Raw genomic sequence first — 25,583 nt, 5'->3', positions numbered from 1 at the left:
GCCGCAAAATCCGGCAATCGGGTTTTCGACCGACCCCACTAGCCTGCCAAGGAACCGAACCGATCGTGAAAACCTCCCCCCGCCTCGCCGACCTCGACCTCATGAAGACCCTCTTGGTCATCGGCATGATCGGCGCGCATGTCATCCAGCTCATCACCTTCCGGGCCAGGCCCGAGGCGGCGATGTTCGCCGAGTACGCCAACCTCGTCAGCTTCTCGGGGTTCCTCTTCGCCTTCGGCATCGGGCTCGGCCTGCCCAAGCCGGAGGGCCGGCAGCGCAGCCTCTGGCGGCAATTGCGGCCCTCGCTGCTGCTGCTCCTCGCCGTCTACGCCTCGTCCTTCGCCTTCGCCCTGCTGGTCGACCGCAAGAAGCTCGATCTGCAGCTGATCACCGACGTCCTCACCATGCAGCGGCTGTTCGGCTGGAGCGAGTTCCTCGCCACCTTCTTCATCCTGTCGCTGCTGACGCTCGTGGCGCGCCCTGCCCTGCTGGCAATCGGCCGCAACCCGTGGCTGCTGCTCGTCGCCACTGCGGCCTGCCTCGCCACCACCTTCTACACCACCGGCGCCATCGTCCCGCTGCTGCCGACGCTGGTCAGCCATACCGGCTTCGCCAATTTCCCGTTGCTCCCCTACCTGCCCTGGTTCCTCGTCGGCATCTGGTACGGCAGCCATCCGGTGCGGGCCTGGCACTTCATCCCGGCGCTGGCCATTACCGGCTATCTCTACTGGGTAACGCTCCAGACCGGGCAGTTCCCCAACCGCTTCCCGCCCACCATCCTGTGGATCGCCGGCCCGGCGGCGCTGCTGCTCGGCTATCTCGCGCTCTGCCGCTTCATCGCGGCGCGGATCGGCATCCCCAGCCTGCTGCTGACACCCGGCCGGCACGTGCTGAGCTTCCTGGTGCTTTCCAATATCGGCTTCTTCGCCACCCGCTATTTCATCGGCAAGCCGGTGCGCACCACGCTGATCGCGGCTCTGGTGACGGTCGGCGTGCTCGTCGTGCTGTCAGTCGGCTGGTGGGTGTGGGAGACGCTGCGGCGCGCTACTCGGCCGCAGCCCGCACCGGCACCGGCCCGATAGAGCCGCGGCTGATCAGCGGGCACTCGATCTTCACCCGTCGCGGCGAGGCGGCGGGCAGTTGCTCGTCGAGCAGCGTGCCCACGGCCCAGCGCGCCATCTCCTCATGCGGCAGCACCACGGTGGACAGCGGCGGATCGAGGTACATGCTGGTGTCCTCGTCGTCGAAGCCGACGATCGACATGTCCTGCGGCACCCGCAGCCCGCGGGCCCGCAACGCATCGTAGGCGCCCACCGCCATACGGTCGTTGAAGGCAAAGATGCCGGTCGGCGGATTGGGCATGTCGAGCAGCCTGGCGGTCAGGTCGCGCCCGCCATGGATGGTCCAACCGCCGCGCATGATCAGCTCTTCGTCCACCGGCACGTCCCATGAGGCAAGCGCCTGGCGATAGCCGCGCTCGCGGTCGTCGGCCGCCTCGATCCAGCTTTCGCCGGCGAGATGGGCAATGCGGCGGTGCCCGGCCTTCAGCAGCGCCTCGGTCGCCCCATAGCCGCCGGTGACGTCTGCCGGCACCACCGAGGGGTAGTAGCGCTTCCTGTCGTAGCAGTTGAGCAGCACGGTGGGCACATCGCGCAGCCGCTCCGGCACCTCGACCGGCCGGGTGACAAGGCTCGCATAGAGCACGCCGATGATCTGGTTGCTGAGCAGCATGTCGAGCGCGAGACTCTCGAGCTTGGGGTCGGAGCGGGTCGAGAAGGTGGCGACCACCACATCCTGCAGCGCCGCTTCCTCGCGGGCCCCTTCGATGAACGGGGTAGCGAAAGGCGTGGTGCTGACCTCATCGAGCAAGAGACCGATCACCCGCGTCTTGTTCTCGGGCACGTGGTGCTGCGGGCCCTTGCGGTAGCCGAGCGCCTCGGCGGCCTCGATCACCCGGATCCGCGTCGCCTCGGCCACGCGCGCATTCGGCACCCGGTTCAGGACGAGCGACACCGTGGCCTGCGAGACCCCCGCACGCTCACCGATCTCGATCATCGTCGGCCGCTTTGCCACCACTTCCCCCATACGTCCGAAGCGTTCGTTTAACGTCTTCAAAGCGCAGCATTATCAGGCTTGAAGCCCGGTGTGCAACTCGATTGCTAAACTCATTAGCAAGCCTGACGCTTGCCAGACCGCCGGAAAACCGGTAGCCATAGCCAAACTGCTAATAAATATTAGCTGAACGGGAGGACTGCATGATCGGCGAGACTACGGCCACCAAGGCTGGCGCAAACGCACGCGGGGAAATCTCGCTCGACGGCGCGTGGCGCTTCCGGCTCGATGGCCATGGCGACTGGCGCACCGCGACGGTCCCCGGCCCCTGGCAGGCCGAATTCGCCGACCTGCGTCATGCCACCGGCAAGGCCGTCTATGCCCGCCAGCTGTCGATTCCGGCGGCCTGGCAGGGTCGCGAGATCGCCCTGCGCTTCGGCGCGGTGAATTACTTCTCCGAAGTCCGCCTCAATGGCCGCGTGCTCGGCACGCATGAAGGCGGCTACCTGCCCTTCGAGTTCGTGATCCCCGATGGCACCCCGGCCGAGAGCGCGCTGGAAGTGCATGTGACGCTGCCCAGCGGCGATGCCGAAGCCTATCCGGATTACCCATTCGGCGAGATCCCGCACGGCAAGCAGAGCTGGTACGGCCCGCTCGGCGGCATCTGGCAGTCGGTGAAGCTGATCGCGCGCGACAGGCGGCACGTCGCCCATGTGGCGATCGACGCCAACCCCGATAACGGCGAAGTGGCGCTGGCGCTGACCCTGTCGGCCGCCGCGGCCGGCGCTACGGTGCGGGCCACGGTGGGCGGCGTCTCCGCCGAAACCACCGGCACCGCGCTGACCCTGAAGCTCAACTCCCCTGCCCTGTGGTCGACCGAGGCACCGAACCTCCATGCCCTGAAGCTGGAGCTCATCGCCGGCGGCGAAGTCGTCGACACCACGACGCACAGCTTCGGCTTCAGGAAGATCGAGACCCGCGACGGCAAGTTCTTCCTCAACGGCCAGCCGCTCTACCTGCGCGGTGCCCTCGACCAGGATTACTACCCGGACGGCATCTGCACCCCGCCCTCCCTCGCCTTCCTCGAGGATCAGCTCACGAAGGCCAAGCACCTTGGCCTCAACCTGCTGCGCGTCCACATCAAGGTGCCCGATCCACGCTACTACGAAGTCGCCGACCGGCTCGGCGTCCTGATCTGGACCGAAATCCCCAACGTCCAGTATTTCAGCGCGGCTGCAGCCAGGCGCATGCGCGACACCATGGCCGGCATCATCGCGCGGGATGGCAACCACCCCTCGATCATTGCCTGGACCATCATCAACGAGGATTGGGGCACCAGGCTGATCGAGAATGCCGATCACCGCCAGTGGCTCAAGGACACCTATGACTGGCTGAAGGCTAGGGATCCCCGCCGCCTCGTCGTCGACAACTCGGCTTGTATCCCCAACTTCCACGTCAAGACCGACATCAACGACTACCACTACTACCGCTCGGTGCCGGAGCGCCGCGCCGAGTGGGAGAAGCTGACCGAAGAGTTCGCCGGCGCCGCCGACTGGACCTGGACGCCCTTTGGCGATGGCGAGCGCCGCGGCGACGAGCCGCTAGTGGTCTCCGAGTTCGGCGTCTGGGGCCTGCCCCATCCGGACCAGGTGAAGACCCCCGAGGGCGAGGAGCCCTGGTGGGCCGAGACCGGTGGCAACTGGGGCGATGGCGCCGCCTATCCGCACGGTATCCAGAACCGCTTTGCCACCTACCATCTCGACCGGGTGTTCGGCAGTTTCGGTGACTTCATCACCGATGTGCAGTGGTACCAGTTCGCCAATCTCAAATACGAGATCGAGTCGATGCGCGCCCACGCGCCGATCCAGGGCTACGTCATCACCGAGATGACCGACGTGCACTGGGAGGCCAACGGCCTGCTCGATATCAACCGCAACCCGCGCGCTTTCCACGACCGCTTCGCCGAGATCAACAACGACACGGTGATCGTGCCGCAATTGGCCCATCACGCCGTCACCTCGGGCGACAGCATCTCGTTGCGCCTGAAGGTGGCGACCGGTGGCAAGGCGGTGCCGGCTGGCGCCACGCTCAGCTGGTCGGTCGAGGGCGCGAGCGGCAAGCTCGATGTGCCGGCGACAGAGGGCCTCGCGGTCGCCGACCTCGGCACCACCACCATCACCTTGGGTGGCGAGGCTCGCGTCGCCAGCATCGGTCTGAAGCTCGAGGCCGGCGGCAAGCTCCTCGCCAAGAACCAGATCCAGGTCTCGGTCTATTCGAAGCGCACGGCTGGCCCGGCGAACATCGCCGCGGCGGATGCCGAACTGGCGGCTTACGCCAAAGGCCTGGGCTACACCGTGACCACCGATGCGGCCTCGGCCGACCTGGTGCTTACCCATGCGCTCGGCGCCGACGACATCGAAGCGATGCGCCACGGCGCCCGCTACCTGGTGCTGGCCGATGGTTCGGTGGATACGCACCGGAACCTCCGGACCGATCCGCCCCGGGCCGAGCCGCCGACCATGCCGGCCGGCAAGGAGCGAGCCCGTCACCTCGGCTCGGAGACCCAGCTCCCCAATATCGGGCTGGTGCTGCGCGACGGCACGCTGTGGCGCGGCGACTGGATTGCCAACTTCTCCTGGATCAAGCGCAGCGGCGCCTTTGGCGCCCTGCCCGGCGGTCCGCTGCTCGACGTTTCGTTCGATCGGGTGGTGCCGCACCACGTGCTGACCGGCTTCCGCTCCTGGGAATACGAGGGGCTGATCGATGCCGGCGTGGTCATCGGCTGGATCAACAAGCCGGCCGCCACCATCGCCCGTCGCCGCGTCGGCAAGGGCGGCCTGGTGGTCACCACCTTCCGCCTCACCAACGACGCGCCGGGCGCCGATCCGGTGGCCGCGGCGCTGTTCGATGGCCTTGTCACCAGCGCGGCAAATCTGGAGGTCAACTGAAGCGAAACTGAATCAGCTTTTCGGGTTGAAAACGCCGAAATCCGCCCATCCGCGGATACATCTTCGCGCTAACTATCTGAAACTTAAGCTGAATTTTCCGCTTTCTTTTGATACAGGATTGACAATATTGTCAGCCGCAATAGCATCAGCACCGGCTCGCGAGATCCCCAAGGGACGCGCGGGCCGGGGACGACCCGGGAGGAACGCGATTTGGCCGATATCAGGCTCGTAAACGTCAGCAAGCACTTCGGTCAGGTCCGCGTCATCGAGAACGTTTCGATGACCATCGGGTCGGGCGAGTTCATGGTCTTCCTCGGCCCCTCGGGCTGCGGCAAGTCCACGCTGCTGCGGATGATCGCGGGCCTCGAGGATATCGACGGCGGCGAGATCCATATCGGCGACAAGCGCGTCGACGAGCTGCCGCCCTCCGAACGCGGCGTCGCCATGGTGTTCCAGAACTACGCGCTCTACCCGCACATGACGGTGCGCGAAAACATGTCGTTCGGGCTGCAGAATATCCGCACTCCCAAGGACGAGATCGCCCGGCGCGTCGCCGCCGCCGCCAAGACGCTCGAGCTCGAACACCTGATCGATCGCAAGCCCGGCCAGCTGTCGGGCGGCCAGCGCCAGCGTGTCGCCATCGGCCGCGCCATCGTTCGCGACCCCAAGGCGTTCCTGTTCGACGAGCCGCTCAGCAACCTCGACGCCGGGCTGCGCGCCCGCACCCGCATCGAATTTGCGCAACTGCATCAACGCATGAAGACCACCATGATCTTCGTGACGCATGATCAGATCGAGGCCATGACGCTGGCCGATCGCATCGTGGTGATGAACAATCGCAAGATCGAGCAGATCGGCACGCCCATGGAGATCTACACCCGGCCGGCCTCGCGCTTCGTCGCCGCCTTCGTCGGCTCGCCGTCGATGAATTTCCTGCCGGTGCAGCAGCTGTCGGACCGCGACGGCAAGGCCGTGGTCAAGCTCCCCGACAATTCCGAGATCCTCACCGGCATCGCCTCATCCCGGCTGCCCAGTGACGGCAAGGTCACCTTCGGCATCCGTCCGGAGTCGGTGAAGGTGTCGGCCAACGGCGCGGTCACCGGCAAGGCCGATGTGGTCGAGCGGCTGGGTGAGCGGACCCTCGCCTATGTGCGCCTGTCGGACAATTCGGTGGTGATCGCCGAAGACGAGGGCCAGTCGCGGCTCAATGTCGGCGACCAGGTGAAGCTCGATTTCGACGGTGCCTCGGCGCACCTGTTCGACGTGAGGGACGTCGCCTACAGCGCCGGCTGAAGCCGTATCCATCAAGAGGGAAGATACGCCCTTATGCATCAGAATTCCTGATCCATATCAAGTGATAGGTCAGTGATTATGTCCCGAATGACCACCCACTGCTCAATGCGTGGTCGACGGGACAGACCGGCGGTGCCCGGTCGAGTTGAACCAACGCATGGAGCTCATCCTTTGGGAGGAAATGAAGTGATGAAGTCGTTCCTGAAAGTGGCCATGATGTCGGCAGCCCTGCTGTCGAGCACCGGCCTTGTGCATGCCCAGGAAGTCGTGACCTGGTGGGACTTCCTCGGCGGCGGCGACGGCGTCCGCATGAAGGCGCTGATCGAGAAGTTCAACGCCGAGAATGCCGGCAAGATCGAAATCCAGGCCACCACGCTCGAGTGGGGCACCCCGTTCTACACCAAGGTCCAGACCTCGGCCGCCATCGGCGAAGGCCCGGACGTGATGACCTATCACCTGTCGCGCCTGCCGCTCGGCGTGTCCTCGGGCGCGCTTAGCGAGATCACTGCCGACGAGATCTCGGCCGCCGGCCTCGCCGCCTCCGACTACGCGGACTCCAACTGGAAGGCCGCCCAGGTCGACGGCAAGCAGTACGCCATCCCGTTCGATATCCACTCGATCATCCTCTACTACAACAAGGACATGCTGAAGGCCGCGGGCCTGCTCGGCGATGACGGCCTGCCCAAGGGCCTCGACGGCGTCGACAACTTCAAGGCAGCGCTGCAGAAGCTCAAGGATGGCGGCGCCGAGTACGGCGTGTCGATCCACTCGGCCGCCGGCGACAGCCAGTGGCGCATTTTCTACTCGCTGCTCGGCCAGCAGGACGGTCAGTTCCTCGATGCCGACGGCAACTTCCTGTCGGGCGACAACCTCGACAAGGCCGTCAAGGCGACCACCGTGGTTGCCGACTGGGTGAAGGACGGGCTTGCCCCGGCGGCCACCGAGTATCCGGCCTCGATCGCGCTGTTCACCGGCGGCAAGGCGGCCATGCACATCAATGGTGTGTGGGAAGTCCCGACCATGACCGACCTCAAGGCCAAGGGCGAACTGTTCGATTGGGGTGCGGTCGCGCTGCCGACCTTCTTCGATCACCCGGCCACCTGGGCTGACTCGCACGCCTTCGCCATCCCGAACCGCGTCGGCAATGAAGTGTCGGCCGAAAAGCGCGCCGCCGTCATGCAGGTCATCGCCTGGATGAACAAGAACTCCCTCGCCTGGGCCGATGCCGGCCATATCCCGGCCTATTCGCCGGTCCGCGACAGCGAGGAGTTCAAGACCAAGCAGCCGAACGCCACCTACTCGGTGCTCGCCGATACCGCCGTGTTCGACCCCTCGTCGGTGCTCGCCGGCGTTGCCTCCCCGGTCTACGACGCTGCCGGCAACTACCTGATGCCCGCCGTCAACGGCGAAATCGATCCGCAGTCCGCCATGGAACAGATGCGCGACGATCTGCAGGGTCAGGTGGAGTAATCTCCAGGACCGGCCGGCGCCCACCCGGGCGCCGGCCGGACTGTTTTTGACTGGAAGGGGAGGCCAGAACCGATGTCAGCCGCAGAGACCGCCGCCGACGTGCCGCTGAAGGCACAGAAGAAACGCTTCAACCGCAACGAGGTGCTGGCGGCGCTGATCTTCGTTCTGCCCTTTGTCGTCGTCTATGCCGTGCTGTTCATCTACCCGACGGTGCAGATGATCTGGCTCAGCTTCCACAAGGCGCCGCTGATCGGTCCGGGCGAGTTCATCGGCATCGACAACTACGTCAAGCTGTTCAAGGACCGGCTGTTCGGCGTGGCGTTCTGGAACACCGTCTATTTCGTGGTGCTCACTGTGGTGCCCGCCACCCTGACGGCGCTCGCCATCGCTATCGGCGTCAATCGGCTCAAGGGCTGGATGCAGTCGCTGATCCTCGCCTGCTTCTTCATTCCCTACATCCTGCCCGTCTCGGTGGTTTACCGCGTCTGGGGCTGGATGTTCGACAGCCAGTTCGGCATCCTGCAGCCGGTCATCGCGCTGATCGCCGGTGACAATGTGCCGGTGTTCCGCACCCTGCCGCTGTTCATGCCGACCGTCGCCTTCATCACCGTGTGGTGGACCATCGGCTTCAACATCCTCTTGTTCATCGCCGGCCTCAGGAACATCTCGCCCGAGATCTACGAAGCAGCGGCACTGGACGGCACCTCGAAGTGGCGCCAGTTCACCCGCATCACCTGGCCGCTGATCTGGCCGGTGACCGTGCTGGTGCTCACCATCCAGCTGATCGCCCAGTTCAAGATCTTCGATCAGGTCTACCTGTTCGGCAATGGCGGCCGCTCGGACGCCACCATGGGTCTGGTGCAGCTGATCTATCGCAGCGCCTTCCAGAAGAACAACGGCGGCTACGGCGCCACCGTCGCGGTGGTGCTGTTTCTGGTGATCGTCGTCTTCTCCGTCCTGCAGTTCCAGATGCTCCGCGCCCGAGGTGAGAAATGAGTTCCGTCGCCACCACCCCGGCAGCCGGCGAAGTCGTGGGCATGAGCCCGCGCAAGCGGCGGATCATCAAGACGCTCGACCTCATCGGGCTGCTCGCCACCATCGTCACGGTGCTCGGCGCCATCTTCTGGGCCTTTCCGCTCTATTGGGCGGTGATCACCACGCTCAAGGTCGAGAACGACATCGTGCAGCCGGGCATCGAACTGTGGCCCCGGCGGTTCTCGCTCGATGCCTATACCCACGTGCTGTTCAACACCAAGATCGGCACCTGGTACATCAACTCGCTGGTGACCGCGGTATCGGTGACGGTGCTGGTGGTGATGATGTCGGCGCTCGCCGGCTACGCCATCAGCCAGCTGAAATTCCCCGGCCGCCGCATCCTGTGGTGGATCATTCTCGCCAGCTTCATGATCCCGATCCCGGCGCTGATCGTGAACCACTTCGTCCTGATCAGCCAGTTCAAGCTGTTCAACACCTGGCTCGGCGTGATCCTGCCACAGCTGGTCTATGGACCGGTCACCGTCATCATCTACAAGCAGTTCTTCGACAGCGTGCCCAAGGAGCTGCGCGAAGCGGCCAAGATCGACAACGCCAACGAATTCCAGATGTTCTTCAAGCTCTACCTGCCGATGAACTGGGGCATCACCACCGCCTTGGCGATCATCACCTTCATCGGCGCCTGGAACCAGTTCCTCTGGCCCTTCCTTGCCGTCACCGACGAGAAGATGATGAACGTCACCGTCGGCATCACCCAGGTCACCGACGCCTTCGGCGTGAAGTATGCCCGCGATCTCGGCAGCGCCATTCTCGCCGGTTTGCCGGTGGCGATCGTCTATCTGATCTTTCAGCGCAAGGTGACCGAGGCGATCATGCTGTCGGCAGGCATCAAGGGCTGACCTCGCTTCGCCGGCGAGCGCGCAGGGGAGCGGCCCGACGGACCGCTCCCCTCTCATTTGATAATGTGATCGCGGTCGCACCCTTGCCTTAGCGACCGCTTAACCCCTGCTCACGATAACGATGTCACAGGCAACGGGGTCCGCTGCGCGATGGGGCAGGCACTTCTCAAAGACGACGTGTTCGAGCCCGCCGCGGATCGCGACCGGCTCGTCGCGCTCGACCGCTACGACGCGCTCGATACCGGCCGCGAGGAGGCTTTCGATCGCATCGCCCGGCTGATCAAGCTGACCTTGGGCGTCGAGGTCGGCATCGTCTCGCTGATGGATGCACACCGGCAGTGGTACAAGGCGGTCGACGGCTTTTCGACCACCGAGGTGCCGTTGCAGAGCGCCTTCTGCAAGCACCTGCTGGCCGACCCCACGCCGATCGTCGTCCCCGACGCTACGCTCGACGAGCGCTTCCGCGACAACCCCTATGTGGTGGGCGACCCGCATGTGCGGTTTTATGCCGGGGCGCCGCTCACCACCAGCGACGGCTTCCATATCGGCTCGGTCTGCGCCATCGATTCCGCCGCCCGCCATTTCGGCCCGCGCGAGAAGGCCATTCTCACCGAACTGGCGCATGTCGCCATGAACGAGCTGGAGCTCAGGCGCCTGGCTGCCACGGACGCGCTGACCGGGGTGTCGAGCCGCCGCGCTTTCAAGGACGAAGCCGGCAAGTTCGTCGCCCTCGCCCGCCGGCACCGCAGTGCGCTGAGCTGCATCACCTTCGATCTCGACCATTTCAAATCGGTCAACGACACCTATGGCCACGCCGCCGGCGACCAGGTGCTCGCCGCCGTGTCGGAACTGGTGACCGGCCAGCTGCGCCGCACCGACCTGTTCGGCCGCCTCGGCGGCGAGGAATTTGCCGTGCTGCTGCCGCATACCGACCAGCATCGCGCCTATGAGGCGGCCGAGAAGCTGCGCCTCGCCATCCGCACCCTGAAGATCCCCGGCAGCCACCCGCCCATTGCGGTCAGCGCCAGCCTCGGCGTCGCCAGCCTCGATCCGGTGGGCGACGATATCGACAGCCTGCTGCAGAAGGCCGACGAGGCGCTCTATGCCGCCAAACGCGCCGGCCGCAACCGCAGCGCCATGTGGCAACCCGCCGGCACCGCAGTCCAGGCCGAACGCCGGCGCGTCCTGAAGGCCGGTCGCATCGTCTTCATGAACCGGCACGCCGTCACCGAGTGCACCGTGCGCTCGCTATGGGAGAACGGCGCCGAGCTGGCCCTGAGTTCGACCCTCGACATCCCCGACGCATTCCAGCTGCAGATCCGTTCCGATGGCGCCGAATGGGCCTGCGAAGTTGCCGGCCGGACCGAGCAGCGGCTCATCGTCAGCTTCGTCTGACGGCGGAATCCGACGCCGCATCCCTCCTCGCACCGAGCGAACGACGAGATTCTCGGCTCCATGCATGCCGATGTTACCGATCGCACATTATTTTTGCCGATTGATACACAGCTTGCGCCGATCCCAAAAAACCCCGTACATTCAAAGCGCTTCGAGATGTCGAGCGAAATTCCTGCCCCAGGGGCCATCCGAACTACCATTCCAGCTGTTGACTCAACCCCCATGCGCGTCTAACGCTTGGGAATATTGGGAGAAATAGCCGGTGCTCTGGAGGGAGTTACCGGCTCTGGTGGGGGAGACGCCAAGCCAATGCCGCAGGGCAAGAACTGACTGTCCGATGGGGCAGTACCAGCATGACGCGATGAGTGGCGGAACGGCTACCTGACCTCAGGCAGCCGATGGGGTCACTACGCGCCGAAATCCGCTGTCGCGGGCTCGGCGCTCCGTCGCAAAGGCTCGTATGGCCCACTCCGAACATTCAGGCCCGACGCGCATCACCGTGGATCGCCGGCGCCCCGAGGCGCCTGCTTCCACCGGCCGGCCGAGCCCTTACCGCCCAGAGAACGATCGCAGGATAACAAGATTATCTTGGGGAGGTGTGGGGGCTTAGCCGGGTCGATGGGACCCACAATTTCAAACATCGGTCGCCTCAAGGCGATGTTTTGCTTTCGTCGACAGTCAAGGGAGACTCTGTCACATGGTCAAACGTAGAACACTCACAGCGGCACTGCTGGCGCTCGGCGTCATGGCATCGCCGCTGGCAGCGCTGGCGCAAAGCCCGCTCGCTGCCACAGCACCCAAGGAAATCGCTCCGGCGACTCCGCTTCCGGACGTGCCGCGCAACCAGACCGTCGTTCTGGGCTGGGGCGTTGCCCTGTCCTCGCCGATCGGCGTCACCAACCCGTGGGCGCTCCCCGGCTACACCCACCAGGAAGGCAATGCCTTCATGTGGGAGCCGCTGATGTACTTCGCCATCTTCAAGGGCGAGTATGTTCCGTGGCTGGCCGACAGCATGGAGTATACCGACGACACCTTCATGGCGCTCGAGATCAAGCTGAACAAGGACGCCAAGTGGTCTGACGGCACCCCCGTCACCTCCAAGGACGTCAAGTTCACCTTCGATGGCCAGCTGAACAACTCCAAGCTGCCCTACAACGCGCACTTCAGCCAGTTCGTCGCTTCGACCGACATCGTCGACGACCTGACCGTGAAAGTGAACTTCAAGACCCCGGCGCCGCGCTTCAAGTTCGAAGTGCTGACCGAAAAGTTCGATACCGGTATCCCGATCGTCCCGGCCGACTACCTGTCGTCCAAGCCCGACGTGAACATGGAGCCCGGCTCGATCGATATCCCGCACTCGGGTCCGTATGATCTGAAGGCGTGGAACGCCAACCAGAAGATCTTCGACTACCGTCCCGACTGGTGGGCCGTTAAGGCCGGCCGTATCGCCGAGCCGGCAGTCAAGCGCGTCATCATCGCCAACATCACCGGCGTCTCGATGGACACCGTCGCCCAGCGCGTCGTGAACAACGAGTTCGACTCCGCTCTCGACATGCGCTCCTCGGTTATCGGCAACATCCTTGCCCAGAACCCGGAAATCACCACGCATACCGGTTCGGAATCGCCGTTTGGTTACCTCGACTGGTGGCCGAACTCGCTGTGGATGAACACCCAGCTCGAGCCGTACAGCGATCCCAAGATCCGTCGTGCGATGAGCCTCGTCATCAACCGCGATGTCATCAACGACATCCTGTATGAAGGCGCTCCGATCGCGACGATCTATCCGTTCCCGCTCTACCCGAACCTGCAGGCTTTTGCTGACTCGCCCGCCGTCAAGGCGCTCGAGGAACAGTACCAGCCGCGCCTGTTCGACCCCGAGCAGAGCAAGACGCTGATGACCGAAGCCGGTTACACCATGAACGGCGACGGCCTGTGGGAGAAGGATGGCAAGACCATCGACGCCACCATCCAGGGCTTCGAAGGCATCCACTCCGACATCGTGCCGATCCTGGTCGAAATGCTCCGCCAGGGCGGCTTCGACGCCGCGATCAACTTCGGTCCTGACGCCTACCAGAACATGGCGGACGGCAAGGCCGGCCTCTACATGTTCGGCCACGGCGCCTCGCTCTACGATCCGTTCGAAGCTCTCAACCTCTTCCACGGCAAGTACAGCGAAGCCATCGGCACCTCGGCCGGCAACAACCGGTTCTCGCGCTACAAGAACCCCGAGTACGACGAAATCCTCGACTCGATCGCCCCGCTCTCGTCGGACGATCCGAAGTTCCAGGAAGGCGCCGCCAAGGCTCTGGGCATCTACTGGCGCGACCAGATCGATATCCCGATCATCCAGTGGCTGCACCGCATCGCCTACAACCAGCACTACTGGAAGAACTGGCCGACCGCTGCCAACCCGGCAATGGGCACCAACGGCGCGTTCTGGGCTCACACCGGCCTCCTGGTCATCACCTCGCTGCAGCCGACCGGCGCGCAGTAAGGCGACCGCTTCGACATCGGAGTGCGCGTCCGCGCGCACTCCCCCAAACGTTCCCGCGCCGGAGTTGACCGAGTGAACTTCAAGCTGATTGCAAAGCGCCTTTCCTTCCTGGTTCTGGTCATCTGGGCCGCATCCACGATCGTATTCTTCGTCCCCCGTCTGAGCCCCCGCAACGCGCTGCGCGAACGCTTCGCCGAACTGGCGCGCTCCGGCGGTTTCGCTCCGGGCGATATCGAAAAGCTCATCGCCAACATGAACCAGCAGTTCGGCCTCGATAAGCCGCTGCTCGACCAGTACTGGACCTATCTCGGCAACGTCATCCGCATGGATTTCGGCTACTCGCTGAACCGCTACCCGGCGACCGTCACCGACATCATCGGCCAGGCCCTGCCCTGGACCGTGTTCCTGCTGCTGTTCACCACCATTCTCAGCTTCGTCATCGGCAACCTCCTGGGTGCCATTTCGGCCTGGCCCAAATCGCCGCGCTGGCTGCGTTCCATCGCCACCCCGTTCGTGCTGCTGACCGGCGTGCCGCCCGTGATCATGGGCGTGCTGCTGATGTTCTTCATCGGCTTCCGGCTGAAGCTGCTGCCGCTCGGTGGCCCCTACTCCATCGGCATCGTGCCGAACTGGTCGTGGGAGTTCGCCCTCGACGTGCTGCGCCACCAGATGCTGCCGGCGCTGGCGCTCATCCTCGGCTCGGTCGGCGGCTGGGTGCTGTCGATGCGCGGCATGGGCGTCACCATCCAGGGCGAGGACTATGTGAACTTCGCCGAGCACAAGGGCCTGACCGGCGGCCGCATCTTCCGCGACTACTACCTGCGCAACACCCTGCTGCCGCAGGTCACCGGCCTCGCGCTGGCGCTGGGCACGGTGGTCACTTCGGCGCTGGTCGTCGAACAGCTCTTCGGCCTGCCGGGGCTGGGCCAGGTGCTCAACAACGCCATCCGGTCCAACGACTTCCCGACCATCTACGGGATCGTGCTGTTCATCACCATTGCCATCGCGGTGCTGATGGCCGTGCTCGAGTTCATCTACCCGCTGCTCGACCCGCGCGTGCGTAACCAGTAGGAACCGGACAATTGACCACAATCGTTGCAACTTCGGCGCCCGAGGCGTCGGTCCAGCAGCCCGGACGACTGACCCTCCTGCTGCGCTACTTCAACCGCAACCGGGGCCTCGCCATCGGTTTGCTGATCCTGATCGGGCTGGTGCTGTTCACCGTCATCGGCCTGATGACCATCAACCCCAAGCAGGCCTATCCGCTGTCGGTGGCGACCAAGCAGCCGCCCAGCCTCAAATACCCGTTCGGCACCGACTTCTTCGGCCGAAACCTGCTGGCGGCGATGGTCGTGGGCATGTGGCAGACCGCCGTCATCGGCGTCATCGCCGGCGGGCTTGGCACCCTGATCGGCGTCGTCCTCGGCTTCACCTCGGCCTATTTCGGCGGCTGGATCGACTCCACCATCCGCACCATCTGCCAGATCCTCACCCCGATCCCGGTGCTGCTGATCCAGGTGGTCGTTGCCGGCTCGCTCGACAAGCGCGACGTCACCATCTTCACCATGGCGCTTATCGTGGTGATGCTCGCCTGGATGGGACCGACGCTGGTGATCCGCGCCCAGGTGCTGACCATGAAGGAGCGACAATTCGTGTCGGTCGCCAAACTCTCGGGCGTCAGCGATATCGCCATCATCTTCAAGGAAATCCTGCCCAACCTGTTGCCGTTCATCGCGGCATCCTTCGTCGGCCAGGTGTTCTCCGCGGTGTTCGCCTCGTTCTACCTCGCGGTGCTCGGTCTCGGGCCACTGCGCGAGCCGCTGCTGGGTAACATCATCTGGGCGGCGCAGCTGCAGGGCGCCTTCTTCAACGGCTGGTGGTGGTGGCCGATCGCGCCATCCATCGCGATGATCCTGATCCTTGGCTCGCTCGCCCTCATCAATATGGGCCTCGACGAACTGGCCAATCCGCGCGTCCGGCGGACGGAGTAATGACTATGAACCTCGCATCGACCGATACCGCGTCCGGGCGCAATACCGGCCCGACGACCTCGGGCCCTGTCCTCCGCGTCGACGACTTGGTCGTCAGCTACTATACCGATCTCGGCCGCGCCCGTGCCCTCGACAATGTCAGCTTCACCCTCGAAGCCGGCACCAAGATGGGCATGGTCGGCGAATCCGGCTCGGGCAAATCCACCCTCGCCCTCGCCATGATGCGCATGATCAAGCCGCCCGGACGGATCGAAGGCGGCAGCGTCTGGGTCGGCGGCACCGACCTGCAGGCGCTGAACGAAGAGGACATGCGCAAGGCGCGGCTTTCGAAGATCGCCTACATCCCGCAGGGCGCCATGAACTCGCTCAACCCGGTGATGCGGGTCGGCGCGCAGATGGTCGACGCCATCAAGTCGCACCTGCGCGGCGAGAGCGCCAGCGCCATCAACGACCGCTGCGTCTGGGCGCTGAAATCGGTGGATCTCGATCCGAGCGTCTTCCACATGTTCCCGCACGAATTGTCGGGCGGCATGAAACAGCGCGTCTGTATCGCCATCGGCATCCTGCTGCGCCCCGAAGTGATCATCGCCGACGAGCCGACCAGCGCGCTCGACGTCGTCACCCAGCGCCAGGTGATGGAAACCATCGACAAGGTGCAGGACGAGATCAACTCGGCCGTCATCCTGATCGGCCATGACATGGGCCTGATGGCCCAGACCATGGACCATGTGGCGGTGATGTATGCCGGCCGGCTGGTCGAGCTCGCGACGGTGCGCGAGATGTTCACCAGCCCCAAGCACCCCTACTCGCAGGCGCTGATCTCGAGCCTGCCGACGCTCGACAACAAGGGCCAGTTCAAGGGCATCCCGGGCCTTGCGCCCTCGCTGCTGCGCCTGCCCTCGGGCTGCGCTTTCCATCCGCGCTGCCCGTTCGCCTCGGATCGTTCGCGCACCGAAAAGCCCAAGGTCAACGTGCTGCCCGGCGGCCAGCTCGTCGCCTGCCATCTCTACGACCAGGGGAATTGAACCCATGTCCAATCTTCTGGAAATCCGCAACGTCACCAAGGTCTACCAACGGGGCCTGCTCTCCTCGCACGCCAAGATCGCGCTCAAGGAGTTCAACCTGACGCTGAAGGAGGATGATCCGACCATCCTCACCGTCGCCGGCGAATCCGGCTCGGGCAAGACGACCCTCGCCATGCTGGTGCTGGGCTTCATCACCCCCACCACCGGCGAGATCCTCTATCGCGGCAAGAACATCACGACGCTCCGTGGCGCCGAGCGCATGGCCTATCGCCGCGAAGTCCAGGCGGTGTTCCAGGATCCGTTCGCGGTGTTCAACCCGTTCTACACCGTCGACCACCTGCTCACCGTGCCGATCAAGCAGTTCAAGCTGGCCAAATCCGGCAAGGACGCGCGCAACAAGATGGACGAGGCGCTCACCGCCGTGGGGCTCCGCCCCGAAGATGTGCTCGGCCGCTTCCCGCACCAGCTCTCGGGCGGCCAGCGCCAGCGCATCAACGTGGCCCGCGCGTTGCTGCTGAAGCCCAAGCTGCTGATCGCCGACGAACCGGTATCGATGGTCGATGCGTCGCTGCGCGCCAATATCCTGGAATCGCTGAAGAACCTGCATCGCGACCATGGCGTGACCATCATCTACATCACCCACGACCTCACCACCGCTTACCACGTGGCCGACACCATCACGGTGCTCTACCGCGGCGACGTGGTGGAAAAGGGCGACGTCGAGACGGTGATCCGCAACCCGCAGCACGCCTATACGAGGCTGCTGGTCGACTCGATTCCGTGGCCCAACCTCGACCAGAAGTGGGGCCAGCACTCGGTCCGCTCCAAGGAGTCGCAGGCCGAGTTCAGCGCCAACGCACCGACGCCCTGAGGCGTTTCACCGGCCCGCTCCCGCGCGGAGCAGGCTGCACAACTCCAGCGCCGGCCGTTTGCAGCGGCCGGCATAGTTACGTCCACCGCGGCCCGATATTTGCCGCATCAACTTTTGAGATTGCATCGACATGCTAGAGATCGCCGAGGTCATCCCTCCCAAATATTCCCCTGTCTGGAAGCTCGCCAAGCAGTGCGGGGTCGATCTGGCTGTCGCCGGCCTGCCTTTCGATGGCCTCGAGGCCAATGAGCGCGTCTCCTCTCTTTCGGCGCTGACGCGCATGAAGGACGCGTACGAGAAGGGCGGCTATGAGATCCGCGTCATCGAAGCGCGGCCGCCGCTGAACCTCGCCAAGCGCGGCCTCGAAGGACGCGACGCCGAGATCGACGTGGTCTGCGAACTGATCACCAACATGGGCAAGCTCGGCATCCCGGTGTGGTGCTACGAGTGGATGACCGACTTCAACTGGGTGCGCACCAACATGGCCTATCCCAGCCGCGGCGGCTCGGTGGTGACGGCCTTCGACGCCAGGGATGTGCCCGACAGCATCACCTCGAACCCGCCGGTATCGGAGGAAAAGCTCTGGGAGACGCTGGAATACTTCCTGCGCCGCGTGCTGCCGGTGGCCGAGAAGGCCGGCGTCAAGCTCTCCATGCACCCCGACGATCCGCCGATCACCCCGATCAAGGGCGTGTCGCGCATCATGCGCACGGTGCCGAACTTCCAGCGCCTCGTCGACATGCTGCCGTCCGACTACAACACCATCACGCTCTGCCAGGGCAACTTCACCCTGATGACCGACGACCTGCCCAAGGTGATCCGCGGCTTCGGCAAGAAGAAGATCAGCTTCGTCCACTTCCGCGACGTCGAGGGCGTGCCGACCAGCTTCCATGAGACCTGGCACGACGCCGGCAAGACCGACATGCTGGCCACCATGCGCGCCTACAAGGACATCGATTTCGACGGCGTGCTGCGCCCCGACCATGTCCCCACCGTCGAAGGCGACAGCAACGAGAACGCCGGCTACTCCGCCTTCGGCCGCCTCTACGCCATCGGCTACATCCGCGGCCTCCACGAAGCCGTCTATTCGAGCTGAGACTGAAGCCATGAAGATTGCACTCACCGGTTCATCCGGCGGCATCGGCCGCGCCATCATCACCGAGGCGCGCAAGCAGGGTCATGACCTGGTCTGCATCGACCGCGTCGCCGCCCCCGAGACCGAAGAGACCAGGGACCTGCATTTCATCCAGGCCGACATGGATGAATACGAAAAGCTCGTCGCCGCCTTTGCCGGCTGCGACGCGTTGATCCACATGGCCGCCATCCCCTCGCCGGGCCGGCACCCTGATCACGTGGTCCACAACAACAATGTGGTGGGCAGCTACAACGCGCTGCAGGCCGCGGTCGACAACGGCATCATGCGCATCTGCCAGGCCTCGAGCGTCAACGCCATCGGCCACTCCTACAGCCGCGATCCGCACTACGACTACCTGCCGATCGACGAGGAACACGCCAACTATTCCGAGGAGCCCTACAGCCTCTCGAAGTGGATCTGCGAGGCCCAGGCCGATGCCTTTGCCCGTCGTTGGGACGACATCTCTATTGCCTCGATGCGCTTCCATTGGGTGGTGCCGGAGCGCGAGCTGGCGGCCCGCAACTTCACCCCCAACGCGCCCTCGCCCAAGAAGCACCTGTTTGCCTATACGCGCTTCGATGCCGCGGCGCGGGCCTGCCTGCTGAGCCTCGAGGGCAAGTTCAGGGGCCATGAGGTGTTCTACATCGTGGCGCCCGACACCACGATCGACATGCCCAGCCTCGAGGCGGCGGAGAAGTTCTTCCCCGGCATCCCGATCAAGGGCGATCTCAGCGGCCGCAAGGCCTTCTTCAACTCGTCCAAGGCCGAGCGCATCCTCGGCTGGAAGCACGATCAGCCGTAAGCGCCGGAGCGGGCTAACGCCTGCAAGACGGCGATTTCGCTACGACCGACAGACCCGGAACCAACCCGCTCGCGAGCGGGTTGGACCGCCGATTATTTCCTCGGAGGAACGCCATGAGACTGTTCGCAACGTTCGCCCTCGCCGCGCTCATCGCCGCCCCTGCCCTGGCGCAGGGAACGCCGGATACGGCGGTGACCGGCACCAAGCAGTTCGAGGTGAAGGAACTCACCAACGGTCTCGAGGGGCCGTGGGAGATCACCTGGGGCCCCGATGACTGGCTGTGGGTCACCGAGCGCGTCGGCGGCAAGATCACCCGCATCAACCCGGCCGACGGCACCAGGCAGGTGGCGATCGACATCGAGGAGGTTTCGGCCCCCGGCGGGCAGGACGGGCTGCTCGGCCTGGCGCTCGACCCGGGCCTGTTGCAGGGCACCGGCAGCGACTACGTCTATGCCGCCTACACCTATGTCGACAAATCCCTGCCCAAGCATGACTGGGTCAAGGACCCGTTCAGCCCCTATGCCAACCTGTTCGCCAAGATCGTCCGCCTCACCTATGACCAGGCCACCGGCACGCTGAGCGACCCGCAGGTGATCATCTCCGGCATGCCCGGCCAGAACGACCACAATTCCGGCCGGCTGAAGTTCGGGCCCGACGGCAAGCTCTATTACACCATCGGCGACGGCGGTAAGGGCCAGCTCGGCAACTGGTGCATCCCGATCGAGGCGCAGCGCCTGCCCACGACCGAAGAACTTTCGGCCAGCAACTGGATCGCCTACCAGGGCAAATCGCTCAGGCTCAACCTCGACGGTTCGATCCCGGACGACAACCCCGAGATCGGCGGCGTGAAGAGCCACGTCTTCACCTATGGCCACCGCAACATGCAGGGCATCGATTTCGGCCCCGACGGCACGCTCTACGCCTCCGAGCAGGGCCCCAAGACCGATGACGAGGTCAATGTGCTGGTCGGCGGCGACAATTACGGCTGGCCGCATGTGGTTGGCTTCAAGGACGACAAGGCCTACCAGATGGCGCGCTGGGATCTCGCCACCACCCCCTGTGCGCAGCTGACTTTCTCCGACATCACCATCGATCCCTCGGTACCGGTCGAGGACGAGACCAAGTGGCCCGGCCAGCAGCACGACCCGCTCGCGACGCTGTTCACCGTCCCCAGCGACTGGGATTTCACCGACCCGGCCTGTAACGGCATCGACTTCATCTGCTGGCCCACCGTCGCCACGTCCTCCATGCAGGCTTACTTCCCCAAAGCGGGCGAGGGCATCCCGGGCTGGGAGAACTCGCTGCTGGTGACCACGCTGAAGCGCGGCTCGATCTACCGCGTGCCGCTTGGGCCCGACGGCAAGACCGTTGCCGGCCCGATCGAACGCTACTTCCAATCCGAGAACCGCCTGCGCGACATGGCGCTCAGCCCCGACATGAAGACCCTCTACGTGGCGACCGATGTCAGCGGCCTCGTCGGCACGATGGATGGTGGCGCCGGCACGACGCTCAAGAACCCCGGCGCCATCCTCGTCTATAGCTACACCGGCGAAGGCGACGGCGCCGCTGCGGCAACCACCACTGAAGCGGCTCCGGCGGCTGAAGCAGCGACCACCACCACCGCCGCTGCCGGTGCACCGGCGAGCTTCACCGCCGAGCAGGCGGCCCGCGGCAAGACCGCCTACGACGCCAACTGCGTCTCCTGCCACGGCCCCGACCTGATCAGCGCCAACTACGGCCCGCCGCTCGCCGGTCCCTATTTCGACGGCAAATGGATCGGGCAGACCGTGGCCGCGCTCTACACCCACATCCACGACCGCATGCCGCCATCGCGGCCGGGCGAGCTGGGTGACCAAACCTACGCCGACCTCGTCGCCTACATCCTCTCGGTCAACGGCCTCGCGGCCGGCGATACCGAGCTGCCGGCGGATGTGGCGAAACTCGAGGCGATGACCATCGCGAAGTAGGCAACGACATCGACGAATGAAAGAAGGGCTCCCACTGGGAGCCCTTCTGCTTTGACACCGAGCGGGCCGCAGGCCCCCTGCCCATCGTGGAAACTCGCATGTGCGCGCGAACCCGCGCTACTCAGGCCGACTACGCGGAGCGGGAAGGTCTCAGAAGTGGAAGTTCACACCGACGAGGCCGACGGCCGAATTCAGCTGGTTGGTGTAACCATCACTATCGCCGTCGATGCTGAAACCCATCAAGCGACCCTCAGCACGCAACGACATATTGTCGGTCACCGCCATTTCGACGCCCGCACCGATAACTCCACCTACAGCGAAGCCTTCAGTCGAGTAGCCGACGCCCCAGTCGTCGTCGATATCGACATGCGCCACCGCGAGACCGGCCGTGCCGTAGATCAGAAGGTCGTCGACCGCGAAGCCGACCCGCCCGCGCAGCGTCGCCACGGGGCTCATGCCCAGCGCGATAAAGCTCGCATCAGCGTCGTCCGAAGAAATATCTCCAAGGGCGACAAGGCCGAGATCGGCCTCGATGCCGTAGACCAGCGAGTCCTGCTGCACGTTGAAGCCAGCAGTCGCCATCGCCGTAAGCAAGCCGGCGTCATAGCTGTACGAATAGTTGTCGTTGAGCAGCGCCTCGTTCCTGAGCCCGCCCGCACCGATCGAACCGCCAACATAGAAGCCGTTCCAGTCGAACGCCGATTGCGCACTGGCTCCGCCCGTCGCAACCAACAGTGCGCCAAGGCCAACTGACGCGAGCAACCCGAATCTTGTCATTTCACCGATCCCCAAGGATTTGGCGACAATGGTCGAGCTTCGTGAGAGTGTAAAGTTCAACGTCGTCAGTAGATTGGGTTTCGATCGATTTGTAGCGCCGTTGCATCAACTGCCCAGCATCTGCGCCAGCAGCGGACGTACGACCTTGCCGGTGAGGCCGCGCGGCACCTTGTCGATCGGCACGAAGCGCGAGATGGGCGCGATCCTGAACGCATCGGCGCAGAAGGCCCCGAGCGCCTCGACGTCGAGGTTGCCCTTGCTCACGATTGCCGCAACGACAGCGTCGCCGCCCCGCCCGTCCGGCACGCCCACCACGGCGGCATCCACGATCCCTGGATATTGCAGAATGACTTGCTCGATCCGGTCGGGAGCGATCTTGGCGCCACCGACATTGATCAGGTCGGTAGTCCGGCCGGTGATGTATAGTCGGCCCGCTTCATCGAGGTGGCCGACATCTCCGGGCACGAACCATCCGTCCTCTCCCAGCGGGCTGCCGTCCGCAGGCGCCGCGGTGAAATCGGTGCGCATCCGGATACGACCTGACTGCCCGGCTGGCAGCACTGTGCCGTCCTCGCCGATCACCTCGAGCTCGACATTGGGCTGCACATACCCGGCGGCACCATCCGTCGCGGGGTCACCGCCGACGATCTCCACCGCCACGCTGCCGATCTCCGCCGAACCGTAGGCCATCACGATGCGCCGGGTCAGCATTGCCTGGATATCGGCCAGCAGCTGCGTGGTGATCACGCTTCCGCCCATGGTGATGCCGGCCAGCGCCGGCAGCGGCACATAGTGCTCGCGCTGCGCATCGACCAGCGAACGGATCTGGAACACCGAGCCCATCAGGTACTGGCAGCCATAGACCGACATCACGCGCAGCGTGTCAGTTGGATTGGCGGCAAAACACATGGTCCGGCCGTTGAGCAGCGCGGCCACGGTGATGAAGAATGACCACGACGCGTTCAGGTCCATCATCACCAGGCCGCGCGACCACTGGCCCGACGCGGTGAGTTGCAGTTCCACGCCGTAGAGCTGCAGTTCGAATGCGGCCATGCTCAGCAACAGCGGCTTTGGTCGCCCCGTCGTGCCTGACGACATGACGATGCGGCAGGGTGCAGAAGGTGCGGTCGGCCGCGCCGGCAGCGCAGGAGCTTCCTGGGCAAACCACGCCTCGTCGACAACCAGGCACAGGCGTCCGGCCGGCATTGGAAACTGTTGGTCGGCCAGCGCCATGGCGACGTCGCCCAGGTTGGCCAGTCCCGCCTCGTTCGAGAACGGTGCCGCGACCAGGCCCATCCGCATCAATGCCAAGGAAACCGCCAGGTGCCTGGCCGGTGCCTTGATCGACACCCCAACGATGGCTCCGGGCGCCAACTCGAAGGCGGCAACCCGCGCGGCCACGGACCGGGTCGCGCTCTCCAACATGCCGAACGTCACCACGCTGGTGCCGGCGATGATTGCCGGCAACTCCGGCTCCAGCTTGGCGCGGTAGGCGATCTTGTCGGCGACGTTCATGTGTTTGTCTCTGGCTGGGATGCCGCATCGACAGCGACGCAAGGCCGTCTGTCAATATCGGATCTGCCCGGCAGCAATCGGCATTGGAGACAACCAGGGCCCTGCCATCCAGGTCAGGTGCCTACCGAACGAGGTTTGAGCTGTTGTCACCGGCGTCGACCAGCGGCCCGCGTCAGCTAAATTGAAGGAGTATTCGAGTACAGCAAAGGGCGAGACGCCGCCGATGCAAGCCGGCTCCACCAGGGTAATGGCCGATGCCTCTCCTGCAACAAGCGAAGCAATGGGCCTGGGCGCTCAAGCGGGATGTGGTTGCCCTTTGGATCGCGGCCCGTGACCAACGGACCCCGTGGTACGCAAAGGCGGTTGCCGGGGGCGTTGCCGCTTATGCCCTGTCGCCGATCGACCTGATCCCGGACTTCGTGCCTGTCCTCGGCTATGTCGATGACCTGCTAGTCGTGCCGCTGGGCGTACTGCTGGCGATAAAGCTGATCCCGGCGGAACTGATGACAGAGTATCGCGCGCTGGCGGTAAGCCGAGACAGACCGGTCAGCAAGGCGGGCTTGGCCGTCATTGTTGCCATCTGGTTGGTCAGCGCGCTGCTTATCGGCTGGTGGCTGCTCGGCAGACACCTGGAACTGTAGTGCGATGGCGACGCCCCTGAGGGGGCAACATCGGCGCATCCTGCCGCCCCCTCCACCAGCTTCGCTGGTCCCCCTCCCCGTTTCACGGCGGAGGAGCACCGAGAGGCCGGTGCGCAAGGCCATATGCGATAGCCCTGCCCGCAGGCGGGAGAGGGTGCGGCGACTGCACCATCTATGAGTGCCCTAGTAACTCACCTTGCGATAGTGCTTGGGCTGCTTCACCTCGGCCACCTCCGGCTCGCTGTCCGGCCCGAGCAGCGCCGCGTATTCCTTCTCCGCCAGCCCGTACGCGCCGTTGGTGAACTCGGCGAGGCCGGTGCGATCGACGATCGCCACCACCCCCCGCATGGTGCGGATCAGCCCGCGGGCCTCGAGATCCTGCAGGGCCCGGGTCACCCCGGCGCGGCGCACCGCCAGCATCACCGACAGGAACTCGTGCGTGATCTGGAACGACTCGCCCAGCCGGTCGCCGACCATCAGCAGCCAGCGCGCCACCCGCTGCTCGAGCAACAGCCGGCCATTGGCCGAAGCAGTCGAGGCCACCTGCACCGCGAAGGCTTGCGCATAGCGCATGAACAGCTGGCGCAGCGATGGGCTGGCGGTCAGCGCCGCCCGAAGCTGCCCGGGGGCGACCCGCATTGCGCTGCCCCCGCCCTGCACCAGGGTGCTGAAGGGCGTCTTCTCGACCCCGTGCACCACGGCAAGGCCGGTCATGCCTTCCGGTCCGATCAGCCCGACTTCGATTATGCCGCCATCGGCATCATCGGCCACCACCGAGGCGAAGCCGCGCTCGATGAAATAGATCGCCTCGACGCTGCGATTGGCCATTTCGAGCGCGTTGTGCGGGGCGAGGTCCACGCGCTCCATCGGCCCCAGCAGCGCCAGGTCCTGGTCCGAGAGGCGCGCCAGCAAGCCGTTCTCGAACCGGGGGGATAGAAATGACAAGCCCTGCGCTCCCGTTTTGCGCAGTCCCCGCCAATTGCTTCCCCACTCAGGGCCGGCGCGACGCGCCGCAAATGGTCATGGGCGACTGCTCATGCCAAGGACACCAATGTCAGGTGAAACTGCGCCCCCCGCAGGTTCCCTCTCGCGCCGCAACTGCCCTCGCTAGGCAGCGGTTCGTGCGCTGGCAGCTTCTGCCGCCTCCTTGCTCGCCGGTCCGTCGCGACGAGTCGTCGCTCGGCGATGTGCCTCAAAGATAATCGCGAGCGGTTCCGAGCAATACGCCAGTAACTCTACGAAATACTTTCCATGAACGGTACGAAACCGCACCGAAGCGCCATTGATATTATCCACGCACAGCGACGCTACATCA

General features: G+C 64.8%; 20 protein-coding genes. 16 read left to right on the top strand and 4 right to left on the bottom strand.

Translation table 11 applies throughout. The features are described 5' to 3' along the window. Positions 1 to 65: 65 nt before the first annotated feature. Positions 66 to 1,082: a hypothetical protein gene (locus AC5JDC_RS25480; protein WP_495845756.1), complete on the top strand. Its 1,017-nt coding sequence runs from the start codon at positions 66 to 68 to the stop codon at positions 1,080 to 1,082. Here AC5JDC_RS25480 and AC5JDC_RS25475 read toward each other — a convergent pair. After that, positions 1,045 to 2,073, bottom strand: coding sequence for a LacI family DNA-binding transcriptional regulator (locus AC5JDC_RS25475; protein WP_495845754.1), 1,029 nt, complete (start codon positions 2,071 to 2,073; stop codon positions 1,045 to 1,047). The genes AC5JDC_RS25480 and AC5JDC_RS25475 overlap by 38 nt on opposite strands. A 182-nt stretch (positions 2,074 to 2,255) precedes the next feature. On the opposite strand from AC5JDC_RS25475, the gene AC5JDC_RS25470 reads away from it, so the two are divergent. From AC5JDC_RS25470 to AC5JDC_RS25405, 14 genes are all read left to right on the top strand, one after another. Further along, a complete protein-coding gene (locus AC5JDC_RS25470) occupies positions 2,256 to 5,000 on the top strand; it encodes a glycoside hydrolase family 2 protein (RefSeq protein WP_495845752.1) in 2,745 nt (914 codons plus the stop codon). Between the two features lie 210 nt (positions 5,001 to 5,210). Continuing rightward, entirely contained in the window at positions 5,211 to 6,293 is a 1,083-nt protein-coding gene (locus AC5JDC_RS25465; protein ID WP_495845750.1) for an ABC transporter ATP-binding protein, read from the top strand. 189 nt (positions 6,294 to 6,482) lie between these two features. Next, entirely contained in the window at positions 6,483 to 7,763 is a 1,281-nt protein-coding gene (locus AC5JDC_RS25460; protein WP_495845748.1) for an ABC transporter substrate-binding protein, read from the top strand. 72 nt (positions 7,764 to 7,835) lie between these two features. Beyond that, positions 7,836 to 8,759 (top strand): carbohydrate ABC transporter permease, encoded by a 924-nt coding sequence (locus tag AC5JDC_RS25455; RefSeq protein WP_495845746.1) that lies wholly within the window; start codon positions 7,836 to 7,838, stop codon positions 8,757 to 8,759. A gap of 65 nt (positions 8,760 to 8,824) precedes the next feature. Further along, a complete protein-coding gene (locus AC5JDC_RS25450) occupies positions 8,825 to 9,655 on the top strand; it encodes a carbohydrate ABC transporter permease (protein ID WP_495845810.1) in 831 nt (276 codons plus the stop codon). 150 nt (positions 9,656 to 9,805) lie between these two features. Further along, positions 9,806 to 11,050 carry a GGDEF domain-containing protein gene (locus AC5JDC_RS25445; protein WP_495845744.1) on the top strand — a complete coding sequence of 415 codons (1,245 nt, stop codon included), beginning with the start codon at positions 9,806 to 9,808 and terminating at the stop codon, positions 11,048 to 11,050. Positions 11,051 to 11,747: 697 nt separating this feature from the next. Further along, a complete protein-coding gene (locus AC5JDC_RS25440; RefSeq protein ID WP_495845742.1) occupies positions 11,748 to 13,544 on the top strand; it encodes an ABC transporter substrate-binding protein in 1,797 nt (598 codons plus the stop codon). Between the two features lie 72 nt (positions 13,545 to 13,616). After that, positions 13,617 to 14,615, top strand: a complete 999-nt coding sequence (locus AC5JDC_RS25435) for an ABC transporter permease (RefSeq protein ID WP_495845740.1) — start codon at positions 13,617 to 13,619, stop codon at positions 14,613 to 14,615. An 11-nt stretch (positions 14,616 to 14,626) separates the two neighbouring features. Further along, positions 14,627 to 15,535, top strand: coding sequence for an ABC transporter permease (locus tag AC5JDC_RS25430; RefSeq protein WP_495845738.1), 909 nt, complete (start codon positions 14,627 to 14,629; stop codon positions 15,533 to 15,535). Positions 15,536 to 15,540: 5 nt separating this feature from the next. Next, positions 15,541 to 16,560: an ABC transporter ATP-binding protein gene (locus tag AC5JDC_RS25425; protein ID WP_495845736.1), complete on the top strand. Its 1,020-nt coding sequence runs from the start codon at positions 15,541 to 15,543 to the stop codon at positions 16,558 to 16,560. A 4-nt stretch (positions 16,561 to 16,564) separates the two neighbouring features. Then, positions 16,565 to 17,431, top strand: coding sequence for an ABC transporter ATP-binding protein (locus tag AC5JDC_RS25420; RefSeq protein ID WP_495845734.1), 867 nt, complete (start codon positions 16,565 to 16,567; stop codon positions 17,429 to 17,431). 130 nt (positions 17,432 to 17,561) lie between these two features. Beyond that, complete coding sequence (locus AC5JDC_RS25415; protein ID WP_495845732.1) at positions 17,562 to 18,527, top strand: mannonate dehydratase; 966 nt, start codon at positions 17,562 to 17,564, stop codon at positions 18,525 to 18,527. A 10-nt stretch (positions 18,528 to 18,537) separates the two neighbouring features. Further along, the gene (locus tag AC5JDC_RS25410) at positions 18,538 to 19,368 is read left to right on the top strand and encodes an NAD-dependent epimerase/dehydratase family protein (RefSeq protein ID WP_495845730.1); all 831 of its coding nucleotides are present in this window, start codon (positions 18,538 to 18,540) and stop codon (positions 19,366 to 19,368) included. A 113-nt stretch (positions 19,369 to 19,481) separates the two neighbouring features. Then, positions 19,482 to 21,335, top strand: coding sequence for a glucose/sorbosone family PQQ-dependent dehydrogenase (locus tag AC5JDC_RS25405; protein WP_495845728.1), 1,854 nt, complete (start codon positions 19,482 to 19,484; stop codon positions 21,333 to 21,335). A gap of 150 nt (positions 21,336 to 21,485) precedes the next feature. Here the strand turns inward: AC5JDC_RS25405 and AC5JDC_RS25400 are convergent, their stop codons facing one another. Continuing rightward, entirely contained in the window at positions 21,486 to 22,112 is a 627-nt protein-coding gene (locus tag AC5JDC_RS25400; RefSeq protein ID WP_495845726.1) for an outer membrane protein, read from the bottom strand. A gap of 105 nt (positions 22,113 to 22,217) precedes the next feature. Continuing rightward, entirely contained in the window at positions 22,218 to 23,627 is a 1,410-nt protein-coding gene (locus tag AC5JDC_RS25395; protein WP_495845724.1) for a class I adenylate-forming enzyme family protein, read from the bottom strand. A gap of 254 nt (positions 23,628 to 23,881) precedes the next feature. Between AC5JDC_RS25395 and AC5JDC_RS25390 the strand changes: the two genes are divergently transcribed. Further along, a complete protein-coding gene (locus AC5JDC_RS25390; protein WP_495845722.1) occupies positions 23,882 to 24,268 on the top strand; it encodes a YkvA family protein in 387 nt (128 codons plus the stop codon). A 183-nt stretch (positions 24,269 to 24,451) separates the two neighbouring features. Here the strand turns inward: AC5JDC_RS25390 and AC5JDC_RS25385 are convergent, their stop codons facing one another. Next, the gene (locus AC5JDC_RS25385) at positions 24,452 to 25,213 is read right to left on the bottom strand and encodes a Crp/Fnr family transcriptional regulator (protein ID WP_495845720.1); all 762 of its coding nucleotides are present in this window, start codon (positions 25,211 to 25,213) and stop codon (positions 24,452 to 24,454) included. Between the last annotated feature and the right edge of the window lie 370 nt (positions 25,214 to 25,583).

This window comes from Kumtagia sp. (assembly GCF_059502445.1).
Note: the sequence above shows the minus strand (reverse complement) of the source record. Positions and strands in the feature narration are given on the sequence as shown.